The organism is Rhizobium sp. G21, from assembly GCF_014158035.1.
Classification (GTDB): Bacteria; Pseudomonadota; Alphaproteobacteria; order Rhizobiales; family Rhizobiaceae; genus Rhizobium_E.
In genome coordinates this window covers 3,242,307-3,265,843 of sequence record NZ_JACFXW010000001.1, presented here as the reverse complement: position 1 = coordinate 3,265,843, position 23,537 = coordinate 3,242,307, and the positions used below count along the sequence as shown (strand labels likewise).

Genomic DNA, 23,537 nt, shown 5'->3' with positions numbered 1-23,537 from the left:
GAGATGCGCTCTTAATGCAGGTTCGGTTGAGGGCCTTTGCCGCCCTCGTCGATGTGATAGCCGCGCTCGAAGCGGTCGAGGCGCATTTCGCGCGTCACGGCATGCGGCTCGTTCTTGGCGATGAGATGGGCGAAGGTGAAGCCCGAAGCCGGCGTCGCCTTGAAGCCCCCGTAATTCCAGCCGGTGTTGAGATAGAGATTGGGGACCGGCGTCTTGTCGATGATCGGCGAGCCGTCCATGCTCATATCCATGACCCCGCCCCAGGTGCGCAGCACCTTGGACCGCGACAGACCGGGGATCATCGACACGCCGATCTCGAACACATGCTCGATCGTGGCAAGGCCCCGCGCCGCGCATAGGAATTGAAGCCGTCGATATCGCCGCCGAACACCAGACCGCCTTTGTCGGACTGCGACACATAGAAGTGTCCCATGCCGAAAGTAATGACGCTGTCGACCACCGGCTTCAGCCCCTCGCTGACGAAGGCTTGCAGCACATGACTTTCGATCGGCAGGCGCAGGCCCGCCATCGAGGCGGTGACGGTGGAGTGACCGGCGGTGGCGAGCGCCAGCTTGTTGCAACCGATAAAGCCGCGGCTGGTCTCGACGCCGGTGATCATGCCGTTTTCGCGGGTGATGCCCGTCACCTCGCAATTCTGGATCAGGTCGACGCCGCGCATGTCGGCGCCGCGCGCATAGCCCCAGGCGACGGCGTCGTGGCGCGCCGTGCCGCCGCGGCGCTGCAACAGGCCGCCGAGGATCGGGAAGCGATGATGGTCGAAATTGAGATAGGGCGCGAATTGCCGCACCTGTTCGCGATCGAGCAACTCGCCGCCGGCCCCTTCGAGATGCATGGCGTTGCCGCGCCGCGCATAGGCGTCGCGCTGGCCGTCGGTGTGGTAGAGATTGAGCACGCCGCGCTGCGACACCATGGCGTTGTAGTTGAAATCCTGCTCCATGTTTTCCCAGAGCTTCATGGACAGCTCATAGAAGGGCTCGTTGCCGGGCAACATGTAGTTGGAACGGATGATCGTGGTGTTGCGGCCGATATTTCCAGAGCCGAGCCAGGACTTCTCCAGCACCGCCACATTGGTGACGCCGAATTCCTTGGCGAGGTAGAAGGCGGTGGCGAGCCCATGCCCGCCGCCGCCGACAATGATGACATCGTAATGACGCTTCGGCTCGGGCTGACGCCAGACCGGCGCCCAGCCCGTATTCTTCTTCAAGGCTTCGCGAAAGATCGATAAAGCAGAAAATCGCATGCAAATCCGTCCTGGATGCGGGCGCGTGTCGTCGGCGCCGTGATGGATCTACAATGCCGCGTCGCAGCGAAAAACTCTATACCGGGACGGACATAATCGCGGCGTTTTGAGACAAGTCGCTGTCGTCGGTGGGAACCTTCCCCGCGGAAGAGAGAGGACGGCCCGCTGCGTCGGCGGCGTTGCCGGTTTGCACAATCCCGCCGACATAGCCGGTTCGGCGAAAGTAAGCTGTTTATTAAAGGTTGCCTTGACCTTCCAAAGTCAATAAACGCTCTCAAACTCAAAAGACCAAGAGCGGAGCGACCAAGCGCATGTCACTCACCCACCTTCAGCGTCTCGAAGCTGAATCCATCCATATCTTCCGTGAGGTGGCGGCCACCTTTTCCAATCCGGTGATGCTGTATTCGATCGGCAAGGATTCATCGGTGATGCTGCATCTGGCGATGAAGGCCTTTTATCCCGCCAAGCCCCCTTCCCCTTCCTCCATGTCGACACGACGTGGAAATTCAAGGAGATGACGGCGTTCCGCGACAAGATGGCCAAGGACCTCGGCATCGACCTCCTGGTGCATATCAATCAGGACGGCGTGGAGCAGGGCGTCGGCCCCTTCACCCACGGCTCCAACACCCATACCCACATCATGAAGACCGTCGCGCTGCGCCAGGCACTGGATAAATACGGCTTCGACGCAGCCTTCGGCGGCGCCCGCCGCGACGAGGAAAAGTCCCGCGCCAAGGAGCGAATCTTCTCCTTCCGCAACGCGCAGCACACCTGGGATCCCAAAACCAGCGCCCGGAGATGTGGAAAACCTACAATACCCGCGTCGGCGCCGGCGAATCCATCCGCGTCTTCCCGCTGTCGAACTGGACCGAGCTCGACATCTGGCAATATATCATGAAGGAAAACATTCCGATCGTGCCGCTCTACTATGCGGCCAAGCGCCCCGTGGTGGAGCGCGACGGCATGCTGATCATGGTCGACGACGAGCGCATGCCGATTGGCCCCGACGACGTGGTGGAAGACCGCCTCGTCCGCTTCCGGACTCTCGGCTGCTATCCGTTGACCGGCGCGATCGACTCCGACGCCGCCAACCTGCAGGACATCGTCCGCGAAATGCTGACGGCGCGCACCTCCGAGCGTCAGGGTCGCCTGATCGACAAGGATGAAGCCGGCTCGATGGAAAAGAAGAAGCGCGAGGGTTATTTCTGATGACTGTTGTGAACCCGGCCGACGTTTCCGGCGACATGATCGAATATCTGCGCGAACAGGAAAAGAAGTCCCTGCTGCGCTTTCTGACCTGCGGTTCGGTGGACGACGGCAAGTCCACGCTGATCGGTCGCTTGCTCTACGACACCAAGCTGATCTTCGAAGACCAGCTCGCCACGCTCGAGCGCGACAGCGCCAAGCACGGCACCGACGGCGACAATATCGATTTCGCGCTGCTGGTGGACGGCCTCGAAGCCGAACGCGAACAGGGCATCACCATCGACGTCGCCTACCGTTTCTTCGCCACCGACAAGCGCAAGTTCATCGTCGCCGACACGCCCGGCCACGAACAATACACCCGCAATATGGCCACCGGCGCCTCGACCGCCGATCTCGCCATCGTGCTGGTGGATTCGCGCCAGGGCATCCTGCGCCAGACGCGCCGGCATTCCTTCATCGCCTCGTTGCTCGGCATCCGCAACATCGTGCTCGCCGTCAACAAGATCGACCTGATGGATCATTCCCAGGAAGTCTTCGACAAGATCGTTGCGGATTACATGTCGTTCGCCGCCAATCTCGGCTTCAAGTCGATCCAGCCCATTCCGATGTCGGCCCGCTACGGCGACAACGTGACGGTCAAATCGGCGAAGATGCCGTGGTATCAGGGCCCTGCCCTGCTCGAACATCTCGAATCCGTCGCTATCGAAAACGACGGCGTCGACAAGCCCTTCCGCTTCCCCGTCCAGCACGTGGTGCGCCCCAACCTCGATTTCCGCGGCTTCGCGGGTCAGGTCGCTTCGGGCCGCGTCGCGCCCGGCGACAAGGTCACCGTCGCAAAATCCGGCCAGGAATCGGTCATCAAGGAAATCGTCACCCAGGACGGCAATCTCGACAGCGCCGTCGAGGGCCAGGCGGTGACGATCGTGCTCGAAGACCAGATCGACATTTCGCGCGGCGACATGCTGGTGGACCCCACCAATCGTCCGCATGTGGCCGATCAGTTCCAGGCGCATATCATCTGGTTCGACGCCCAGCCGATGATCCCGGGCCGCAGCTATATCCTGCGCACGGAAGTCGACAGCGTCAGCGCGACGATCACCACGCTGAAGCATCAGGTGAACATCAACACCTTCGCCCATGAAGCGGCAAAGCACCTCAACATGAACGAGGTGGGCGAGTGCAACATCTCGACGCAATCGCCGATCGCCTTCGATCCCTATAAAACCAACCGCGTCACCGGCAATTTCGTCCTCATCGACCGCTTCACCAACGCGACCGTGGGCGCCGGCATGATCGATCATGCGCTGCGTCGCGCTTCGAACGTTCATTGGCAGGCGACCGACGTCAACAAGGAAGCGCGCGCCGAGATCAAGAACCAGAAGCCGGCGGCCATCTGGTTCACCGGCTATTCGGGCTCGGGCAAGTCGACCATCGCCAATACGTTGGAAAAGCTGCTGCACGCCCAGGGCAAGCACACTTTCATGCTCGACGGCGACAATATCCGCCATGGCCTCAACCGCGACCTCGGCTTCACCGACGACGACCGCGTCGAGAATATCCGCCGTGTCGCCGAAGTCGCCAAGCTGATGACCGAAGCCGGCTTGATGGTGATCGTGTCCTTCATTTCGCCGTTCCGTTCGGAGCGGCAGATGGCGCGCGACCTGTTCGCGCCGGGAGAGTTCATCGAAGTCTTCGTCGACACGCCGCTCGAAGAATGCATGCGCCGTGACCCGAAGGGTCTCTACAAGAAGGCGCAGTCCGGCGAAATCGCCAATTTCACGGGCATCACCTCGGGTTACGAAGCGCCGACCAGTCCCGAACTGCATCTGCATACGCTGGGCCACGAACCGGCCGAGCTGGCGATCCAGATCGAAGCTTTCCTCAACAAGCGGTGAACCATGCTGGACATCCTTGAAAAAATCGCTCTGGATGCGGGTCGCGCGATCCTGGAGGTTTACCAGGCCGGTCCGAACGTCGCCTATAAAAACGACTGTTCGCCGGTGACGGAAGCGGACGAACGCGCCGAAGCCATCATCCTCTCCGGCCTGGCCGCAGCCTTTCCGGAGATCCCCGTGGTCGCGGAAGAAGCCGCGGCGGCCGGCCGCATCCCGGATGTCGAGGGGCGGAGCTTCTTTCTTGTCGACCCCTTGGACGGCACGAAGGAGTTCATCAATCGACGCGACGATTTCACCGTCAATATCGCGTTGATCGAGAATGGCGCGCCGACCGTGGGCATCGTCTACGCGCCCGCCAAGCGGGTCGCCTATACGGGCGCGCAGGCGCAGGCGAGCAAACTGGACATCACCGAGGACCTGACGGTCGCGGGACGGACAGCGATCGCTTGCCGCGCTCCGTCCGGCGACTTGACGGCGGTGGCGAGCCGATCGCACAATTCGCCCGAAACCGAGGCTTTCCTGGCGGAAAAAGGCGTGGCCTCCACGAAATCCGTGGGCTCGTCGCTCAAGTTCTGCCTGGTCGCCGAAGGCGAAGCCGATGTCTATCCGCGTTTCGGCCGGACGATGGAATGGGATACCGCGGCGGGCGACGCCGTGTTGCGCGCAGCGGGCGGCATGACCGTCGATATCGACGGCGCGCCTTTCCGTTATGGCAAGACGAAGCAGGCCTTCGACAGCGACTTTGCGAACGGCCACTTCATCGCCTGGGGCAGAAATCCCTGAAGTTTGCAAAGACCGCATTGAAAAAGCCGCCTCAACGGGCGGCTTTTTCATTCCGGAAATTTTCGAACATAGCATCGCCCGTCAGGGTCCGCCAGCGGTCAGCCCTCGCGCGCGGCTCCAAAATTGGCGGCCACGACCTTGCCCGACTTGCGGTTGACCAATGCGCTCTCAAGTCTCACACGCAGACTCGTGATAGCGGCCTCAATCCCCTCTTTGGCGTAGAAATCACCGCCCACCAGGCATTCGTGCTGCATCCAGCCGAGATAACGTTCGCGCATATCGGCCGGAGCCACGAAGCCCTCGGACCAGAACCGATCGAGATCCTTGCCGCGCTGAACGCAGAAGACCAGATCGGGGTGACGATAGATCGCCTGTCCCATGACGGCCAGGGGAACGCCGTGATGGATCGCAGACAGGCCGGAGGTTGAATTGATGGTGATCATGCCGGCAGAATGGCGCGTGAGCAGGCTCAACGATCCGCCGTCGAGCACGTGCACGCGATCCTTGACATTGTTGAGCGCGCTGACCTGCCGGATGAAGTTCCAGTCACGCGTATGACCGCGCTCCATCGGATGGATCTTGAACACCAGATGGTGATCGCCCGGCGCGTTGCGGGCGAAGGAGACGATCGTCTTCAGGATGAGTTTCTGGTTGTTCCAGGCATTGGCGGCTCGGCCCAGCTGCATGTCGTCATGGACCTGCAGCGGCACGAGAAAGAAGCGCTTGTCGTGATGCTCGAGCAGCCGCTCGGAGATCCGGTAATTCCGGCCTACATGCGCAAATTTCCGGTAATAGTTCTTGAACCAGTAAAAGCCCTCCGACACCAGTGTGCGCTTGTGCTTGTGAAACAGCTTGCGCTCGCCGGGCGTCGAGATCAACGCGCGAATGGTGAAATACTGAAAGGCGCTCCAGGCCATGCTGCTGAACGAACCCGCCGACGGCACGGCCTTGGGTCCGCTCTGGCGGGTTCCCTCGAACTCGGCCGGAGGCAGCTTTCCCGCGATCGGCGAGCGCCAGTTGTTGCCGCCGAATTCCATCGTCACGTAACCCGGCCGCACATAACCCTCTTCCAAGCAGAGGACCGGTATGCCTTCCGCCTCGGCGCATTCGGCTGCGATGCGATGGATGAGACGCTCCGCGCCGAACATCACGACGGCGTCGAAACCGTTTTCATGCAGGATTTCCGAGAACCAGGAACGCCAGGTTTCCGGAGAGCCGGAAAAGTTCAGGACGCGTTCGCCAGGAGAATACAGACGGTCGCCTGCGTTGAAACAGACTCGCCAGGCCTCGAAACCCGATGCGTTGAGATAGTCCTGAGCGCGGCGAAAGAAAGCGCCCACGGGGCCCTGAAGGAAAATAACGCGCGCGCAATGTTTATTCGGAAACTTCCGCGGCTGCCGCCCGATGAAAGGCAGGCCGATGATGTTCTGCGTCTTGGCCCGAGAGCCCTTGTGTGATCCAACCGCTTGCTTTTTCATGTTGTCCAAGGGCAGCGTCATATCGAAGTGTCTTTAAAAATCCACTGAGGGAACTGCTGGACCCTGTTTACACGAACCTTGCGTCATTTCAACCACGCCTTACCTTTTTGCTCACACCTCGATCCCATGGTGTCACATTTCCGTGCAGCGCCCCGTCCGGCGCGGCGGGCGCGAACATTCGCTCGCTTTGGAGAGCCGGCGACGAGACCGACCGGTAGCGATTTGATTCCGCTATATTTTTACGGTCACAAATTGGAGAGCCGGATCTGCGGTTGCATCCAATTCAAAAAAGCGGCGGCCGAGACGTCGTCGCGGCCTAAGCCCCGCTATCACGAATCCTTACGGCCGTTCGATTTATTGATTGCGCGAGCCAGGCCTTGAAGCGTGTCCAGGCCGATGTCGGCATGCTTCTGTTGAGCGCGATTTCCTCCACCAAGGCCTCCGGCGTGCAGGGCATGCCGCTCAAAGGGTGAACATAGAGCGGATAGAGAATCAGTGTCGCGGCGGCGAGTTTGTCGATGGTGAGCGGCCGGCCCCGGCGCGACACCGGGAAGCGATCGTCGGTCAATCCCCAGCCGGCATAAAAGGGCATGCCATGCACGCCGACCGGCTTGTCTCGGATCAGCGCTTCGAAACCGGCGAGCGAAGTCATCGTCTCGATCCGGTCGGCCCAGGCGATCCAGTGTTTGATGTCGCCCTGCGTCACGATCAGGTCGGCGTCGACCGGCCGTATCCCGCCGGAGCGAAGACCCGCCGTGACGTCAGGATGCTCCTTGTATGCGATGAATGCGTCAGGATAGAGCTTTCTGATGCGGGCGACCAGTTCGTGATTGGTCTTGACGTCGGGCGAGCCGTACCGGATGGAAGCGTCCTTCTCCACCTGTCCCGGAGCCAGGATCTTCAATCGCCCCAGCGGCGTGACCGGCGCTTCGAACACGGTCTTCAAATTGTATTTGGAGACCCCGCGCGTCACGACGAGATCGATCAGCGCCCGAGACCGGGCCAGCAACTCGTCGGGGAACGGATGCGTGGCCAGGATATGTTCCAGCGCGCTTTCACCACGCGCGTCGAAATAGACATGCTCGCCATCCATAGCGAGCGAGCACGGAAGCGAGAGATTGACGCCGAGCCCGCGCGAACGAATGAATCCGTCCTCGAAGCGGATAGCCGGCGCTCGCGAAGGCATCGGTTTGGCCACTCCCCACAGCGCAACCTGGCCGCCCGATATCAGGGCCTGATCTTCGGCGGCGGCGAGCGAACGGCAGTGAACCGGAGGCCCTTCCGGCCCGATGAGGAACGGCGTCATCGCCTTGCGCTTCCAAGGCGAAAGGCCGCTCGTATAGACGCGCTTTTCGATCCTCGAGCGCTGGTCGCGCACGACGAGAAGCTGGTCGAGCGCCGTTTCGATGTCCACCGGCTTCCGGTCGTGTAGATCCAGATAATGGGAGTAGTCGATATAGGCGGCGTGGAACAGCTGTTCGAGCGAGCGCCTGCTCCGGGCGAGGCCGGGGGCGGCATGATCTTCGGTCAATCCGCAATGGGAGTAGAATGTCGCCCCGAAGCAATGCACCTTGGACCCGGCCATCAAAGCCTCGAAGCCGAGGTGGCTGGAAATCGTATAAACCGCATCGGCGTTCTCGATCAACGGCCACGGGTTCATGCGTGGCGTCGCGACGACTTCGACGCCCAAGGCCCGCGCCGCAGCCAGGATGAGGCTTCGGTCGCCGGCCGCGGGATGGGTTCTGACCGCGATGCGGTGGCGGGGGTAATGATCGAGAGCGTGCCGCAGCATTGCGCCGAAGGCGGCGTCGTTCGCCCCTGCCCCCGGATCGAGGCGTCGCCCGGGACCTGATCGATCAGGAGCACATAGGCGCCCTTTAGCCCGGTTTCGCTCAATCCTTTGATCGGCGCGTTGTTGTATTTCGACAGCCGGTTGCCGCGAATGAAGTCCATCGCTCGCCGCGCGCGATCATGATCGATCGAGGTCGCATCGGAACGCTCGAGAAATCTGGAGAGATCGTTGATTTCGAGCGGCTCGAAATAAATTCCCGATCGATCGACAACGAAAGAATGCGCCGGCTCCGCATTCCCGGGCGCATAACTCTTCAGGAAGCCATCTTCGAGGGTGATGACGGGCTTCCCAGCCCGTGCGCCGAGGGCCGAAGCGCGCATTCCCGAGGGCCTTCGCCCCCAACCGACATAGCCGTCGACCTGTCTGCCGATCGATGCGCTCGGCCATGGGGCCACACGGCAGCGCAACAGCGTTTCGATGTCGTGTCGCTGTTTCCACAAACCAGCAGATGTCACCGCATAGAGCGGCTCACCGTTTTCGGCCATCATGACCCTTGGAGTTCGACGACGTGGAGACGCGGCGAAACCCTTTTACAGCCTCTGCACATTACGCGCCACAGACACCGGTCCGCCGATCAGGCGCATGAACACGGCGAAGTCCGTCGCCGGATGCCTCGAGAGATAGAGGACGTCCTTGTTGCGGACCGGGAAGGACTGGGTGACGATGTAACTCTGCGGATCGTTCATGTCGATCCGATAGACGATCGGGTAGCGACCATCCTTGTTCGCCATCATGCCCTTCGACAGCAATTGCCGGAAGCGGCTTTCCCCGACGACTTCGCGATACACCGCCTCGTTTTCATACCGGAAGATGAAATAGCCGGCAGGATCCGCGATCGTCAGTTTGGCGCCGCCCGCCATGGCGGTCGCTTCCACGAGGCTGATCGAACTCGCCTGGAACGAGATCTTGCCGGTCTTCTCCGTCGATCCCAGAACCGTAAAGCTCTGCGGATCATAGGTCAGGAAGATCTTGTCGCGCGGGCTGACGTTGATGTCGTCCCTCGGATTGTCGATGATGCTCTGCAACAACACCGTGCCGGACTTCCGTCCGCGCGTCACGGTCACGTAAGTGTCATAAGACGGCTTTGAGGCGCCGCCCGCCATGGCGATGGCGCTGGTCAGCGGCAGTGGCGAAAGCCCGATCTGAATGATGTTCGGCTGGTTGACAGCCCCCTGCACCGACGCCGTGCGGGATGTGTTCTTGCTCATGCCGACAATCACGTCGGGCTCGACCGCCTTGGCCTTGAGCGCAGCGGCGATTTCTTCGCGCGCGCCATCGAGAGTCTTGCCGGCGAAACGCACGGCGCCCGCATAGGGGATCTGGCCGTTGCCGTCCGGCTGGACAATGACCGGAATCGTCGTCTGCTTGCGCTCGGATGTCGAGAACAGCCCGTCCGCGCCCGCTTCGAAAATCGTGACCTGCAATTCGTCGCCCACGCCGATCACCGGCTGCCCGTTCGTTCCGCCGACCCCGAAGGTTCGGACGAGAGATGGCGTGCCGAGCGTCGTGACGGAATTGGCGACCCGTTGATCGACGCTGACGATGTCGAATACGATGCTGGTCTTGGGAATCGAATAGGATGCGCCGGGCGCGCCGGAATTGTTGACCTCGATCGCGAGCGGACCGTTGCTGGGCACGGCGGAACAGCCCGAGGTAATGGAGATGGAAGCCGCAACCAGCGTCAGAATCGACACCCGCGCGAACAACTCCATATTCGAGGAATACTTTAGAGTCTGACGCATTTCACTCAAATTCCCTCCGGCAGCCGTTCATGCCGCCTTCTCCGCGCCTGCGGAACCAGCAGACCTGTCGTCGGACGAACATTACTCGTCCAATCCCCGCATGGCTCGCCGCAGTCTGCGTTCCGTTTTGCAACAAGTTCGTTAAACAGTTCCTAATCGAAGCAACTCATCTGAACGTCGCACGGCACGTTAAACGCCGAAGCGAGATTTTTTGCAAGAGCGTCCACTCCCGGGCGCGCTTTCCGCAACTGATTTTTTGTTACGGGCGGGTTCTTACCGCGAAAAGCCCTGATCGAACAGCCGGCAGGGCCGTCGCGCCAATTCCAGCGCCAGAGCGGTCATCTGCTCGTTGGCCGGAAAGCACTGGCGACGCAGACGCCCCAGCCTCGCTTCCGTCGCCCGACGGAGCCTAAGTGTCTCGAAACCCGAATGAACGGGACGTTGAAGTTCGCGCATCGCAGCCTTCCTTTCCTGTCCTCCCGTTCGATCCCTCGCATTGCGACAATGTAATTGTGCAATGCAACAAATTCAAACTATGCAGGATTTACAAGACCAAGGTGACGCGATTGTGTCCCCTGACGTTGCAATGCAGCAACAACGGCCGAGGATTTTACGGCTGCGACAGCCGCAGCTTGAAATTCAACAGGTCTTGCCACGCCAATCGCTTGCAGGCCGGGGCAGAAATCAGATCCTGCGGGTGAAACGTCGGCAACAGGGGAACGTGTTGACCGTCGACGGTCAATGCAATCCAGCGCCCCCGAAGGCTATGGATGCTCTCCTGAGACCCCGAGAAGAATCGCGCCGGGAAATTGCCCATGCTCAACAGCGCCTTGGGCCGCAGCAGTTCCACCAGCCGCGTCGAAAAGGGTCGGCAGATCTCCACCTCATGCGGGGTCGGAGCGCGGTTTCCCGGCGGACGCCATGGAATGACGTTGAACACCGCGACGTCGTCCCCACGCCAGCCGAGCGCCGCGATCATCCGGTCGAGCATGTCTCCATGCGCGCCGGAAAAAGGCGCGCCATGCCTGTCGTCGTCCGGGCCCGGACAGCCGCCCGCAATGGCGATCTTCGCCGAGGTCGAGCCTTTGAAAAAGGCGCTGGCCCTGGCGCTGTTTCTCAGATTGCAGCCCGTGAAGGCGCTTACGGCCTCGATCAACTCCGCAACGGACTGCGCGGCCGAAGCCACGCGTTGCGCCTCCGACACGGCTTCGCCATCGGGAAGCGCGGCGGGCCTGATCGGCGCCGGGGCGGCGTTGCGGTCGCGCGGAGGGGTTTCCACCCTGGTTTCCGTCGCCGCGGCGCGGCCGCGTTCGGCGACCTGTCGTTCGAACTCGGCGAAACGATCGACCGGCTCGTCCTCCAACAGCCATTCCACGCCCGACTCGGCGTAAAAATGCATCAACTGGCCGAGTTCGGCCGGGCTGAGCGCATCGATGGGTGAAGAGATGGTCATGGACCTATTTACGCTGCTCGCGACGCCGCGCAACAGACAAATGCAGCTGAGACCGGCGAATCTCGGCGGGCTGTGCACAACAGAGATTTACGGTTTTGCCGCCACGCGCTAGAACGCCGCGACTTTCTATTTCGAACGGAGTTTCCATGACGGTACTGGTTACGGGCGGCGCAGGCTACATCGGCAGTCACATGGTTTGGGCGCTTCTTGACGCCGGCGAAGACGTTGCGGTCCTCGATCGGCTGTCGACGGGCTTCCGCTGGGCGATCCCGCCGGAAGCCACGCTCTATGAAGGCGACATCGCCGACGAGGCGCTGCACGAAAGGATCTTCTCTGAAAAGAAGATCGACGCGATCATCCATTTCGCCGGCTCGATCATCGTGCCGGAATCGGTCGCCAATCCGCTGATGTATTATGAGAACAACACCGTCAAATCCCGCGCGCTGATCGCGGCTGCGGTGAAGTATGGCGTGCCGCACTTTGTCTTCTCGTCGACGGCGGCCGTCTATGGCACGCCCGAAGGCGTCGATCCCGTCACCGAGGATGCGCGGCTGAACCCCGAATCGCCTTACGGCTCTTCCAAGCTGATGACCGAGATCATGCTGCGCGACACCGCCAAGGCGCATGATTTCACCTATACGGCGCTGCGCTATTTCAACGTCGCCGGCGCAGATCCCAAAGGACGCACCGGCCAGTCGACGATCGGCGCCACGCACCTCATCAAGGTCGCCGGCGAAGCGGCGCTCGGCAAGCGCAGCCATATCGACGTGTTCGGAACCGATTATCCGACGCCCGACGGCACCTGCGTGCGCGACTATATCCATGTCAGCGATCTCGCCAATGCGCATCTGAAAGCGCTGGAGCGCATGCGCGCCGGCGGCGGGTCGCTGGTGGCCAATTGCGGCTATGGCAAAGGCTTCTCCGTCCTGGAGGTTCTGGAGACGGTCAAGAAGGTGCATGGCAAGCCCTTCGAAGTCCGCTTCGCCGATCGCCGGCCGGGCGACGCCGTGCGCATCGTCGCCAATCCCGCCACCGCGATGCGTGAGATGAAGTGGGAGCCGCAGCACGACGATCTCGAATTCATCGTTCGCACCGCGCTCGATTGGGAAGCGAGCCTCGCCCGGCGCAATCATCGCTGAAACGCCTTAGTTCGTCTTCCGCCGCGCGAGCAACCATTGCGCGGCGGAAACCGCGAGCGTCGAACCGGCATAGAACCACAGTCCCGGCCGGCTGAACGCTTCGGCGAGACCGGACGTCTTCGCCGCCGCAATCACGATCGCCACCAGCAGGACATCCATCAGCGACCACTTGCCGAGCATCGGCACCAGCCGCGCGGCAAGGCCGCGTGGTCGCTCCGGCCAGAGAGCCTCGGTCGCCACCGCCGCCATCTTGAAGAGCGGAAAGACCAGCGAGACCAGGGCGACGACGATCGCCAGCGCGACGTCGCCCGCCCCATAGAGACTGGCGACCAGATCGAGCAGCGACGGATCTTCGGTGAAGAAATAGAGTTTTTCGAATGTCATCAGCGGCAGGCTGACGCCGAAGGCGAAGCAGAGGGCGGCCGCCGCGATCAGCGCGAGCGCAGCCGCGCGTCTCATTTGCCGCGGCCCTTCTCGGCGATCGCGATGCCGCTGAGCACCATGCACAGCGCAATGATGTGGAACGTCATCAGCGGTTCGTCGAGGAACAAGGCGGACATGACCGTGCCGAATGCCGGGATGGCGTTGATGAACAGTCCGGCCCGGTTCGGCCCGATCAGCTCCACCCCGCGAACATAGAGAATCTGCGAGACGAGCGACGGGATCGTACCCGTATACAGTATAGCCGTCCATCCGATCGCGTCGGGCATGATGAAGCCCGGGGACGTGACCTCGTGCAATGCGAGCGGCGCGGAGGCGAGCATGGCCCCCAGCGCAGACGCAGCCATCAGGCTTTTCCAGTGAATTTCGGGTTTCCAGCGCAGGGCGACCGTGTAGCCCGCATAGAGCAGCACGGCGATCATCATGAGCCCGTCGCCGAAATTGAGATCAAGCGACAGAATGGAGCCGAGATCGCCATGGGTGGCGGTGATGATGACCCCGAGCAGAGTGATCGAGAAGCCGAGAACCTGAGCCCAGGCGACCCTGGTCCTAAACAGGATGAAATTGGCGATGAAGATCACCCCGGGAATGCCGGCCTGCTCCACGACGCAATTGATGGCGGAGGTGTATTGGAGAGCGGAATAGAGAAATGCGTTGAAGCCGGCGAAGCCGGCCGCGCCGAAACCCAGAAGCAGCGGAAGATTGGCGCGGATCAGCGGCCAGTCGCGGCGAACCTGCGGCGCCGAGATCAGCATGATCAGCACGAAAGCGATGGTCCAGCGCGCGCCCGACAGCGTGAAAGGCCCGACATGGCCGACGGCGAATTTGGCGATCACCGCATTGCCGGCCCATCCAAACGTCGTGACGATCAGGAACAGATAGGCTTTGACATGGGCGGGCATCGGAATTGTCTTTCGCAACGGTCGGCCCCGTCCTTTAGCCGCCCTTGGCTGGCAACACCATGCAAAAAGCCGATATCAGTGTAAATTCCGGGTCGCATTCCTGAATTGAACCCAGTATATGTGCGCGGGTTTGGACCCGCTGTGGCGGAGATCCCGTTAGGAAAACAGGACAGATCTTATGGCGAACGTAGTGGTGGTGGGCTCCCAATGGGGTGACGAAGGCAAGGGCAAGATTGTCGACTGGCTTTCGGAACGCGCGGACATCGTGGTCCGCTTCCAGGGTGGGCACAATGCCGGCCATACGCTCGTCATCGACGGCGTGAGCTACAAGCTGTCGCTTCTGCCCTCGGGCGTCGTGCGCCCCGGCAAGCTCGCGATCATCGGCAACGGCGTGGTGATCGACCCGCATGCGCTGGTGGCCGAAATCGACAAGCTCGCCGTCCAGGGCGTGGCGATCACGCCGGAAAACCTGCGCGTCGCCGACAACGCCACCCTGATTCTGTCGCTGCATCGCGAACTCGACGGCATCCGCGAAGACGCCGCCTCCAATTCCGGCACCAAGATCGGCACCACCCGCCGCGGCATCGGCCCGGCCTATGAAGACAAGGTCGGCCGCCGCGCCATCCGCGTCACCGATCTCGCCGATCCCGGTTCGCTGGGCATGAAGGTCGATCGTCTGTTGACCCATCATAACGCGCTGCGTCGCGGCCTTGGCGAGGCGGAAGTCAGCCATGAGGCGATCATGGCGGAACTGACCTCGGTCGCCGAAAAGATCCTGCCCTTCTCCGACACAGTCTGGGCGCTGCTGGACCGCGAGCGCCGCAGGGGCGCGCGCATCCTGTTCGAAGGCGCGCAGGGCACGCTGCTCGACGTCGATCACGGCACTTATCCTTTCGTGACCTCGTCCAACACGGTCGCCGGTCAGGCCGCCGCCGGGTCCGGCATGGGTCCGGGATCGCTGAATTACGTGCTCGGAATCACCAAGGCCTACACGACCCGCGTCGGCGAAGGCCCCTTCCCGACCGAACTCACCGACGAAGTCGGCCAGTTTCTCGGCGAGCGCGGCCATGAATTCGGCACAGTTACCGGTAGAAAGAGACGGTGCGGCTGGTTCGACGCCGCCTTGGTGCGCCAATCCGTGGCCACCAACGGCATCACCGGCATCGCGCTGACCAAGCTCGACGTGCTCGACGGGCTGGATGAACTGAAGATCTGCACCGGTTACACGCTCGACGGCGTGGAAATCGATCATCTTCCGGCCGGACAGGCGGCGCAAGCCCGGATCAAGCCTGTCTACATAACGCTGGAGGGATGGAAAGAATCGACCGTCGGCGCCCGTAAATGGGCCGACCTGCCCGCCCAGGCGATCAAATATGTGCGGCAGGTGGAAGAACTCATCGGCGCTCCGGTCTCGCTTTTGTCGACCAGCCCCGAACGCGACGACACGATTTTGGTGACGGATCCTTTTGAAGACTAATCCCGGCGGGGCCGGAATGGAGCGCTCCATTCGGGCCCTTAGGTTTTGAGAAAGATCGAATGGCCGATTTTATTGCAGTTATCCGGCGAGCCGTCGACGGGCTGAGCGAAAACACACCCGACATGCGCGTGAAGGTCTATGACCGGGCGCGCAGCGCGGTGGTGCGACAACTCGAAAACATGAAGCCCCGCCCGCCGGAAAGCATGTTCCAGCGCCAACTCGACAAGCTGGATGCGGCGATCCGCGAAGTCGAGGCCGACTATGCCGAGGCGCTGCCGCCGGCGCCGGAGCCGGTCGAAGAGCCCGCGCCCCAGCCGGAGCCCGAAAGCTGGAGCGAGCCCGATAGGCAGCCGGAACCGGTCGCGGCGCCCCCTGAGCCTGCGGATGCGGTCGAAGAAGCCGAGCGAGAGGCCGCGCCCGAAGATCCACGCGACGAAGATCCACGCGACTATGCCGAGGATGCGCCTGCTGGCGAAGAGTCCCCGGCCGATTCGGCGGTGGAGCAGGAAGCAGCCCCGGACGACGCGAAATACTCCGGCGCGGCGATCGAGCCCGTGATCGAGCAGGCTCCCGGCGCCGAGATCGACGCTGTCCAGCATGTCGAGGAGCCGGCCGCGGCGGACGACTATCGCGACGACGCGCATTTCGCCCCCGAACCCGTCGATGACGAGCGGCCTTTCGAGCCTGCGGTCGCAGAGGAATCACACGACCCGGCCCCGGCTGAAGTCGACGACGGTCTTTCGACAGCGGAGCCAGCACAGGCCTATCACGAAGCCGAAGAGCCCGCCCAGGCGGAAGCTCCAACTGCAGAGACGACCGCCGGGGCCGACTGGCGGGACGATGCTGCGTTCGGCGGCGAACCTGTCTACGCGCAAGAGGCGCATGAACCCGCGCCTCTGGTGGAAGCCGAACCCATCGAGCCGGATGCGGAGCCGTTCACCTGGCCGCAATATCAGGAACCGGCGTCGGACGCTCCCGCCGTTGAGCCCGCTCCGGCCGAAGTCGTTCGAGCGGAATGGCCTGAAGCAGCGACCGAGGATGCGCCGCCCGTCACAGCTCAGACGGCCGCCGTTGCGGTGGACCCGTTTGCCGATCCGCAGGGTTGGTCGGTCGAACCGGAGACACGCGGGCCGGAACCGCGCCGCGAGCCGGAAATGCCGAGGGTCGTCTATGACGAAGCCGACGTCGTGTCGGGCTTCAACGCCTTCGTGCAGGAAGAAATCAGCCGCCAGGTCGTGCCGCCGCCGCCCGGCAAGCGCTCGCCGGAAGAAGATCTCGGCTGGGGCGCGGGCTTCGACGATCTGCCGGATCTGCCGAAGACCGAAGCCTTCGACGAAGCGCTGAAGGCGAAGCAGGACGAGATCGCAGCCGCTCCGGAAACGGACACTGCGTCCAAGGATAAATCTCCCCGCGCCGAATTGGCCGAAATCGTCGGTTTCGACGAGATGGCGGCGCTGACCTCGCCCGATCCGGAATGGGTTCAGGTCCCGCCCGCGGTCGCAAAGAAAAGCAAGAAGGCGTCCGGAAAGGGATTCAAACCGGGCAGGGCGAAGGAACGCGGCGGCAAGGCCGGGCGCAAACTGCTCCCGCTCGTCGCCGGTGTCGCAGGCCTCGTCGTCGTCGCCGGCGCGGCCTTCGGGGCTTGGACCTATCGCGAGGACCTGGGCAAGATGATCGCGTCGATCACGGGCCCGTCGGAAACGCAGACGCCGCCGCAGGTGGAAAAAGCCCTTCCCCAGAGCGAGACGCCGGAGAAATCGGCCGAGGCGCCCGCCGCCACGGCGGCGAAGCCGACCGAAGTCGCGTCTCTCGAAACCGGTCCGCAGAAATTCACCCAGCGGCTGATGCCCGACGGCAGCGAAACGGAATCCGACGCCAGCAAGGCGATCGTCGACGAGGCGCTTCCGGAAGGCAAGAGCGTCGCCGGACAGACCGAAAAATCCAAGGAAGTCGCCTCGACCGATCCCGCGACTCCTGCAGCCGACGCCAAGCCGGCCTCCCCGCCGCCGCTGGAGTGACCCAGAAAATGTTCCTCTACGAGGAGCGCCTCGGCCAGACCACGCCGTCTGCCACCCCCGGCGCAGTCGCGTGGAGCGAAACCACCGAAGATGACGGCGACAAGCCGACGCCCTCGATCCAGGCCAAGGTTGAGGCCCCGGGCCGCAAGCTGACCGCGCTGATCACTTTCAAGAAGAACATGGACCCGTCGCTTCCGGCGAGCCACATCGTCGAAATCGTCTTCGACCTGCCCGCCGATTTCGAGGAGGGCAATGTCGAGAGCGTTCAGCGCATCGCCTTCAAACAGACCGAGCAGGATGCGGGCAATCCGCTGATCGCCGTTCCCGCCAAGGTGACCGACGATTACCACATGGTCGCGCTCAACAGCGACGCGGAAGCGCAGAAGGTCAATCTGGACCTGATGAAGAACCGCGGCTGGATCGATATTCCGATCACCTACCGCAACGGCCGTCGCGGCCTGATCACGCTGGAAAAGGGCGCGTCGGGCACGGCGCTGTTCGACAAGGTCATCGGCGAATGGTCGGCGCTCGGCAATCAGGCTTCCGTTCCGCAATAACCGCCCGGCGGCTTCCAGAAACGGCAACGCCGCTCCCGATCGGGAGCGGCGTTGTTTTTTCGTCCATCGTAAATGCCGAAGACGTCAGCTCGGCTCAACGACGCGCAAAGCCTTGGCCTGTTCCAGCGCCGCCTTGCGCACGGCGTCCTGCACCTTTTCGAAGGCGCGGACCTCGATCTGGCGCACGCGTTCGCGGCTGATGTCGAACTCGGTCGACAATTCCTCGAGGGTGATCGGCTCCTCGCGCAGGCGGCGGGCTTCGAAGATCCGCTTCTCGCGATCGTTGAGCACCTTCAACGCATTCGACAGCAACGCCCGGCGCGAATCCAGCTCATCCTGCTCGACCAGGATGTCTTCCTGGCTTTCGTGATCGTCGACTAGCCAATCCTGCCACTGTCCCGAATCCCCTTCCGCCGCCTTGATCGGCGCATTGAGGGAGGCGTCGCCCGAGAGGCGACGGTTCATCGAGATCACCTCTTCTTCGCTGACATTCAGCTTGGTGGCGATCTCTGTGACCTGCTCGGGCTTCAGATCGCCCTCTTCGATGGCCTGGATTCGGCCCTTGAGGCGGCGCAGATTGAAGAACAGGCGCTTCTGGTTGGCGGTCGTGCCCATTTTGACCAGCGACCAGGAGCGCAAGATATATTCCTGGATGGCGGCCTTGATCCACCACATCGCATAGGTCGCGAGGCGGAAGCCGCGATCGGGCTCGAATTTCTTGACCGCCTGCATGAGGCCGACATTGCCTTCGGAAATGACCTCGCCGATCGGCAGGCCATATCCGCGATAGCCCATCGCGATCTTGGCCACGAGACGCAGATGGCTGGTCACGAGCTTGTGGGCGGCGTTGCGATCCTCATGCTCCTGATAGCGCTTGGCGAGCATATACTCTTCCTGCGGCTCCAGCATGGGAAAGCGTCTGATTTCATCGAGATATCTGTTGAGACCTGCCTCCCCGGCGGTCAACATCGGCAAAGAATTTCGGGCCATGAAGCACCCCTTTTGTACGGCTTCCTTCTAGGCAAGCCTTGTGAGGCGGAAAAGTCCCTTCCGCCATGGTCGTGATCTATGATCGCGATGCGGCGCTTTCAAGGCTGAAACTTCACAAAATCGTGAAAAATAAGTCTACCTTACGATTCTGTCTCACCCTCGCTCCGCAACGCCTGAATCAGCATCTGCATATCCTTCGGCAGCGGCGCTTCGAACCGCATCACCTGCCCCGTTCGCGGATGTTCGAACTGAAGGAGATATGCGTGAAGCGCCTGCCTCGGAAACCTCTCAACGATCTTACGCGCCGGTTGTTTCAACAGATTAACCTTCGTCTTGAAGGCGGCGCCATAATCCGTATCACCGATCAGGGGTGACCGATATAGGACATATGCACTCTGATCTGATGCGTCCGTCCTGTTTCCAGCCGGCAGACGACACTCGCAGCCACGGACGTCCCGTCGTCGCGGCGATCATAGAAGTCGACGATTTCGTAATGCGTGACCGCGTGGCGGGCGTCGGCCGCGTCCTTGCTGGTCACCGCGCGCCGCACCCGATCCGAAGAACGCCCGAGCGGAGCATTCACGGTGCCCTTGGACGGCCGCGGCTGCCCCCAGACGATGGCGTGATAGGCGCGTTCGAGGGCGGTGGTGCGGCCGTGATCGGCGAATTGCTCGCTGAGCAGGCGATGGGAGAGATCGTTCTTGGCGGCGATCATCACGCCGCTGGTGTCCTTGTCCAGCCGGTGCACGATTCCCGGCCGCTTGACGCCGCCGATGCCGGACAGGCTGTCGCCGCAGTGATGGAGCAGCGCATTGACCAGCGTGCCGTGCCAGTTGCCGGCGCCGGGATGCACCACCAGCCCTGCCGGCTTCACCAGCACGATGACGTCGTCATCCTCATAGAGAACGTCGAGCGGAATGTTCTCGGGCTTGGGCTGCGCCGCCTCGGGTTCCGGCAACACGATCTCGACACGATCGCCTGGAAGGATCTTGCGCTTGGCCTCGGTCGTTTCCTTGCCGTTGAGCGTCACGTCGCCGTTTTCGATCAGCGTCTTGACGCGGCTGCGCGAAAACTCGGGGCCCAGCGCCTGGGCGAGCCAGGCGTCGAGCCGGCCCGATGCGGTTTCTTCGGCGATCAGGACTTTCCCCGCCCCGCCGTCTTCAGTAAAGGAGGCTGACATGAAGCTCAAACCCGATCAGGACCTGCGATGAACAATCCGAATTTCCCCGAGGAAGAAGAGAAGCCGCTCGATCCGACGCTGGAAAAAGTCCGCCGGAAGATGGTGCGCCTGCTTTTCGTATCGAGCTCGGCGATTGTTCTCGCCCTTATGGCGGTCCTCGGCTCGCTTGTCTACAAGGCGAGGAACAATTCGGCCGCGCAGCAGACGACCGTCGCCCCGGTTCAGGGAGCGGCGCTGTCGGCGCCCCTGCCCGCCCAGACCATCACCTTGCCCAAGGGCTTCGTCAACGAGGCGACCACGGTCGACGGCAACCGCGTCTGGTTTTCGGGAACCGACGCCACGGGCCGCCGGGTGATGATCGTCCACGATATCGCCACCGGAAAGACGATCTCCGACATCACCGTCGTCGTTCCCGAGCCATGAGCCTCAACGACCGGCTCGTCCGGATCACCGATCCCGCCGATCCGCGCATTCGGCCGTTCGGCGACATCCGGGAGCGCGATCTGCGCCGGACGCATGGGCAGTTCATCGCCGAGGGCACGGTGGTGCTGCGCCTCCTCGCCGATGCGGCGCGACGCGGCGGAGAGTTCGGGGCCGAGGCGGTCTTCCTGCTCGCGAACCGCGTCGCCGGGCTCGCCGAGGTCATCGCCGCCTTTCCGGAGCATGTCCCCGTCTATGTGGCGGATCGTGGGGTGATGAACGCCGTCGTAGGCTTCGACATTCACCGCGGCGTGCTGGCTCTGGGCCGTCGAGCCGTCGAGCCGACGATCGAAGCGAGGCTCGCGACGCTGTCGGATCACGCGCTGGTCGTCGCAGCCATCGGCATCGCCAATCACGACAATATCGGCGCCATCTTCCGCAATGCCGCAGCCTTCGGCGCAGACGCGGTGTTGCTCGACGAGACCTGCTGCGATCCCCTCTACCGCAAGGCGCTGCGCGTCTCGGTCGGCGCGGCGCTCAAGATCCCCTATGTGAGAGCCGGCTCTGCCGCCGATCTCATCTCCGCGCTCGACCGGCGCGGCTTCGCCGTCTGGGGCCTGTCGCCTTCGGGGGACACGATATTCGAGAGATCGCCGCCTCCTGTCGCATGGCGCTGCTGACGGGAACGGAGGGCGAAGGGTTGCCGCCCGAGGTGATGAAGGCCGTGCGCACCGCGCGGATACCGCAGGCGCCGGGCCTCGATAGCCTTAACGCCGGCGTCGCGACAGGCGTGGCGCTTTTCGCGATAGCTTCGGCGATGGGCAGGATCTAGCCGATCAAGCCTCGCGATAGAGCTCGCTCCGGGCGCGATTTCCGAGGGACAGCCGCCCCTGCTCGTTCGGCGCCGACGCCGGAGGAATAATGGCGCGGATCGGGGACTCGCCGCCTTCCGCTTGTCCGACGATGGCGATCATCTTGGCCGCGATCCCGGCGATCTCTTCGCGCATCGCCTCGTCGCCGGAAGGGTCCAAGTCCATCAAAGCCTCTGCAGCCTGCTGTGAGGAGGCCTTCACCGCCGTCGCCAGATCCGCAGCCGCGGCGGCGTCGATGACCTTCGGCGAAAGTTTCTGCCGCCTGGCGGGCGCCGGAGCCGGGCTGCGCTTCTTGTCCGCCGGAAGGGCAGCAGCCTTGGGGCTGCGATCCGTCTTGTCGATCAGGATCGTCCGCTCGACAAAGGGCAGCGCAATCGCCGGAGCCTCCTCCTCGGGTTGCTTCAACCGGCTTCGCAGCTTGGCGATTTCGCCCATCCGGCGTTCGAGCACCGTATCCTTGTCGATGCTGCTCGACACTTCCTCGTTCAGCTTTTCTTCGAGCCGACGGATCTTGTTCTCTTCGCGGGCAAGGCGCAGTTCGGCGTCCTTTGCCCGGGTGGTCATCGTCTTGAGGTCGTCGCGGAGCGTTTCGCGCTCGTCGCGCAGCCCGTTGACCCGAAGTTTCAGGCCTTCGATTTCGGCGTCGCGGCCCGCGAGCTCGATCTTGAGATTGTCGATCTCGACGCCGAGCCGATAGGCCTTGTGCAACAATTCGTCGATACGCGCCTGAGTCATCTGCGCGCCGTGTTCGCTCTTGGCGAGCGTCTCCTTGACGCGGATCAGGGCCAGTTCCCCGTTGCGCAGTTCGGCGCGCATGGTCGCAGCCTCGACCTTCATCGCGTCGATCGCCTGCAGGAGGTCGCTGTTCTGGCCATAGAGTCGGGAGGCTTCCGCCGCGACCTCATCGCGCGACAACGTCGCCGCGATCGATTTCTCGCGTTCGACCCGGAGATCGTGACCCGTCCGCGCCATGGCGGCGGCCATCTCGGCGCGAACCATATCCTTCTGAGCGCGCAACTCCTGCCGGTTGATCGGCAGCGTCGTCATGATCCTGTTTTCCGTATAGGCGACGATGCGTCGATGTATGGCGGGAGCCAGCAGCAGCGCCGTCACGACCGCCGTCAGGAATCCGAGGCCGAAAAGCAATCCATATTCAATCACGACCGCCTCGCGCCGTTCGGAAACATCATCGACGGGAAGACAGCACGCATCCAAGCGCCGCTCTGTCGACCGTCATCCCGCCACTTTATCGCGCGGCGGACATTCGCGCAAACGCCCCCGCTCAGAACGGGTTCCAGGTCGGCTTGCGGGTGAGCTTGAGATAACCGACATTCACGCCGAGCCGCGCGCCGACGCCGGTGCGGATCGGCACGAGAAGAACGTCGCGGGATTCCATCACCGTCATGCCGAAGCCGGCGACGATATAGGCCTGACCGCTGACGCCGCCATAGCGCTTGTACAGGCTGCCCACTTCAGGGAGGTTGTAGACCAGCATCATGACCCGGCTGCCGGCGCCGCCGTAATCGATGCCCAGCGACGGCCCCTGCCAGTAGACGTTATGCTGGCCGGCATTCTTGGTGTAGAGATCCCCTTCGCCATAGGTGGCTCCGGCGATGAAGGCCCCTGCCCCTTCCTGTCCGAGGATGTAGCCGTTCGGCAGGCCGTATTTCTGGAACGCCTTTTCGACGACCTTGGCGAGACCGCCCGTCGTCGAGCCGAAGAAGCCGTGGCCGGCGTCGACGATCTCCAGCATCGTATATTGATCGCTCTGCGCGCGCGCCGGCGCATGGCCGACCAGCGCGAACAAGATAAAGAAGATGCCGATCAATCGGGCGAATTTTGGCGGTTTGGTCATCGGTCCGTCCGTCTCT

18 protein-coding genes and 5 pseudogenes are annotated in these 23,537 nt (G+C 62.7%); 9 read left to right on the top strand and 14 right to left on the bottom strand.

What is annotated here, in order from left to right:
* Positions 1–11: 11 nt before the first annotated feature.
* A pseudogene (locus H2O14_RS16330) lies at positions 12–1,261 on the bottom strand (sarcosine oxidase subunit beta family protein).
* A gap of 311 nt (positions 1,262–1,572) precedes the next feature.
* On the opposite strand from H2O14_RS16330, the pseudogene cysD reads away from it, so the two are divergent.
* From cysD to cysQ, 3 genes and pseudogenes are all read left to right on the top strand, one after another.
* A pseudogene (cysD, locus tag H2O14_RS16325) lies at positions 1,573–2,470 on the top strand (sulfate adenylyltransferase subunit CysD).
* Positions 2,470–4,362 (top strand): sulfate adenylyltransferase subunit CysN, encoded by a 1,893-nt coding sequence (gene cysN, locus H2O14_RS16320; RefSeq protein WP_246697417.1) that lies wholly within the window; start codon positions 2,470–2,472, stop codon positions 4,360–4,362. The pseudogene cysD and the gene cysN overlap by 1 nt, the downstream one beginning before the upstream one ends.
* A gap of 3 nt (positions 4,363–4,365) precedes the next feature.
* Positions 4,366–5,145, top strand: coding sequence for a 3'(2'),5'-bisphosphate nucleotidase CysQ (cysQ, locus tag H2O14_RS16315; protein WP_182828479.1), 780 nt, complete (start codon positions 4,366–4,368; stop codon positions 5,143–5,145).
* 98 nt (positions 5,146–5,243) lie between these two features.
* On the opposite strand, the gene H2O14_RS16310 is transcribed toward cysQ, so the two are convergent.
* From H2O14_RS16310 to H2O14_RS16290, 7 genes and pseudogenes are all read right to left on the bottom strand, one after another.
* The gene (locus tag H2O14_RS16310) at positions 5,244–6,485 is read right to left on the bottom strand and encodes a capsular biosynthesis protein (protein ID WP_182828478.1); all 1,242 of its coding nucleotides are present in this window, start codon (positions 6,483–6,485) and stop codon (positions 5,244–5,246) included.
* 454 nt (positions 6,486–6,939) lie between these two features.
* Positions 6,940–8,001, bottom strand: a complete 1,062-nt coding sequence (locus tag H2O14_RS27600; RefSeq protein WP_409526957.1) for a beta-3-deoxy-D-manno-oct-2-ulosonic acid transferase — start codon at positions 7,999–8,001, stop codon at positions 6,940–6,942.
* 120 nt (positions 8,002–8,121) lie between these two features.
* A pseudogene (locus tag H2O14_RS27595) lies at positions 8,122–8,382 on the bottom strand (capsular biosynthesis protein); the annotation flags it as partial.
* Complete coding sequence (locus tag H2O14_RS27590) at positions 8,280–8,960, bottom strand: hypothetical protein (RefSeq protein WP_281409991.1); 681 nt, start codon at positions 8,958–8,960, stop codon at positions 8,280–8,282. The gene H2O14_RS27590 and the pseudogene H2O14_RS27595, both read right to left, overlap by 103 nt.
* Before the next feature lie 45 nt (positions 8,961–9,005).
* The gene (locus H2O14_RS16300) at positions 9,006–10,169 is read right to left on the bottom strand and encodes a polysaccharide biosynthesis/export family protein (protein WP_182828476.1); all 1,164 of its coding nucleotides are present in this window, start codon (positions 10,167–10,169) and stop codon (positions 9,006–9,008) included.
* Positions 10,170–10,490: 321 nt separating this feature from the next.
* Complete coding sequence (locus H2O14_RS16295) at positions 10,491–10,673, bottom strand: hypothetical protein (RefSeq protein ID WP_182828475.1); 183 nt, start codon at positions 10,671–10,673, stop codon at positions 10,491–10,493.
* Positions 10,674–10,827: 154 nt separating this feature from the next.
* Positions 10,828–11,670, bottom strand: a complete 843-nt coding sequence (locus H2O14_RS16290) for a uracil-DNA glycosylase (protein WP_182828474.1) — start codon at positions 11,668–11,670, stop codon at positions 10,828–10,830.
* 146 nt (positions 11,671–11,816) lie between these two features.
* Here H2O14_RS16290 and galE point away from each other — a divergent pair, with 146 nt between their 5' ends.
* Positions 11,817–12,809, top strand: coding sequence for a UDP-glucose 4-epimerase GalE (gene galE, locus H2O14_RS16285; RefSeq protein WP_182828473.1), 993 nt, complete (start codon positions 11,817–11,819; stop codon positions 12,807–12,809).
* Positions 12,810–12,815: 6 nt separating this feature from the next.
* On the opposite strand, the gene H2O14_RS16280 is transcribed toward galE, so the two are convergent.
* Both H2O14_RS16280 and H2O14_RS16275 read right to left on the bottom strand, forming a co-directional pair.
* A complete protein-coding gene (locus H2O14_RS16280; RefSeq protein WP_182828472.1) occupies positions 12,816–13,268 on the bottom strand; it encodes a paraquat-inducible protein A in 453 nt (150 codons plus the stop codon).
* Positions 13,265–14,152 (bottom strand): DMT family transporter, encoded by an 888-nt coding sequence (locus tag H2O14_RS16275; protein ID WP_182828471.1) that lies wholly within the window; start codon positions 14,150–14,152, stop codon positions 13,265–13,267. The genes H2O14_RS16280 and H2O14_RS16275 overlap by 4 nt, the downstream gene beginning before the upstream one ends.
* 178 nt (positions 14,153–14,330) lie before the next feature.
* Between H2O14_RS16275 and H2O14_RS16270 the strand changes: the two genes are divergently transcribed.
* The 3 genes from H2O14_RS16270 to H2O14_RS16260 are packed head-to-tail and all read left to right on the top strand — an operon-like array spanning position 14,331 to position 18,204.
* Positions 14,331–15,629 (top strand): adenylosuccinate synthase, encoded by a 1,299-nt coding sequence (locus H2O14_RS16270; protein WP_182828470.1) that lies wholly within the window; start codon positions 14,331–14,333, stop codon positions 15,627–15,629.
* Between the two features lie 59 nt (positions 15,630–15,688).
* The gene (locus tag H2O14_RS16265; protein WP_182828469.1) at positions 15,689–17,647 is read left to right on the top strand and encodes a hypothetical protein; all 1,959 of its coding nucleotides are present in this window, start codon (positions 15,689–15,691) and stop codon (positions 17,645–17,647) included.
* A gap of 8 nt (positions 17,648–17,655) precedes the next feature.
* Positions 17,656–18,204, top strand: coding sequence for a hypothetical protein (locus H2O14_RS16260; RefSeq protein ID WP_182828468.1), 549 nt, complete (start codon positions 17,656–17,658; stop codon positions 18,202–18,204).
* A gap of 84 nt (positions 18,205–18,288) precedes the next feature.
* Here the strand turns inward: H2O14_RS16260 and rpoH are convergent, their stop codons facing one another.
* Together rpoH and H2O14_RS16250 are read right to left on the bottom strand one after the other, a co-directional pair.
* The gene (gene rpoH / locus H2O14_RS16255; RefSeq protein WP_182828467.1) at positions 18,289–19,194 is read right to left on the bottom strand and encodes an RNA polymerase sigma factor RpoH; all 906 of its coding nucleotides are present in this window, start codon (positions 19,192–19,194) and stop codon (positions 18,289–18,291) included.
* Positions 19,195–19,334: 140 nt separating this feature from the next.
* Positions 19,335–20,374 (bottom strand): annotated as a pseudogene (locus tag H2O14_RS16250) (RluA family pseudouridine synthase).
* A 27-nt stretch (positions 20,375–20,401) separates the two neighbouring features.
* Here H2O14_RS16250 and H2O14_RS16245 point away from each other — a divergent pair.
* Positions 20,402–20,797: a hypothetical protein gene (locus H2O14_RS16245; protein ID WP_182828466.1), complete on the top strand. Its 396-nt coding sequence runs from the start codon at positions 20,402–20,404 to the stop codon at positions 20,795–20,797.
* Positions 20,794–21,626, top strand: a pseudogene (locus tag H2O14_RS16240) (TrmH family RNA methyltransferase). Before H2O14_RS16245 ends, H2O14_RS16240 begins: the two are co-directional and overlap by 4 nt.
* 4 nt (positions 21,627–21,630) lie before the next feature.
* On the opposite strand, the gene H2O14_RS16235 reads toward H2O14_RS16240, so the two are convergent.
* Both H2O14_RS16235 and H2O14_RS16230 read right to left on the bottom strand, forming a co-directional pair.
* Positions 21,631–22,827, bottom strand: a complete 1,197-nt coding sequence (locus H2O14_RS16235) for a hypothetical protein (protein ID WP_182828465.1) — start codon at positions 22,825–22,827, stop codon at positions 21,631–21,633.
* A gap of 121 nt (positions 22,828–22,948) precedes the next feature.
* Complete coding sequence (locus tag H2O14_RS16230; RefSeq protein ID WP_182828464.1) at positions 22,949–23,521, bottom strand: DUF1134 domain-containing protein; 573 nt, start codon at positions 23,519–23,521, stop codon at positions 22,949–22,951.
* Between the last annotated feature and the right edge of the window lie 16 nt (positions 23,522–23,537).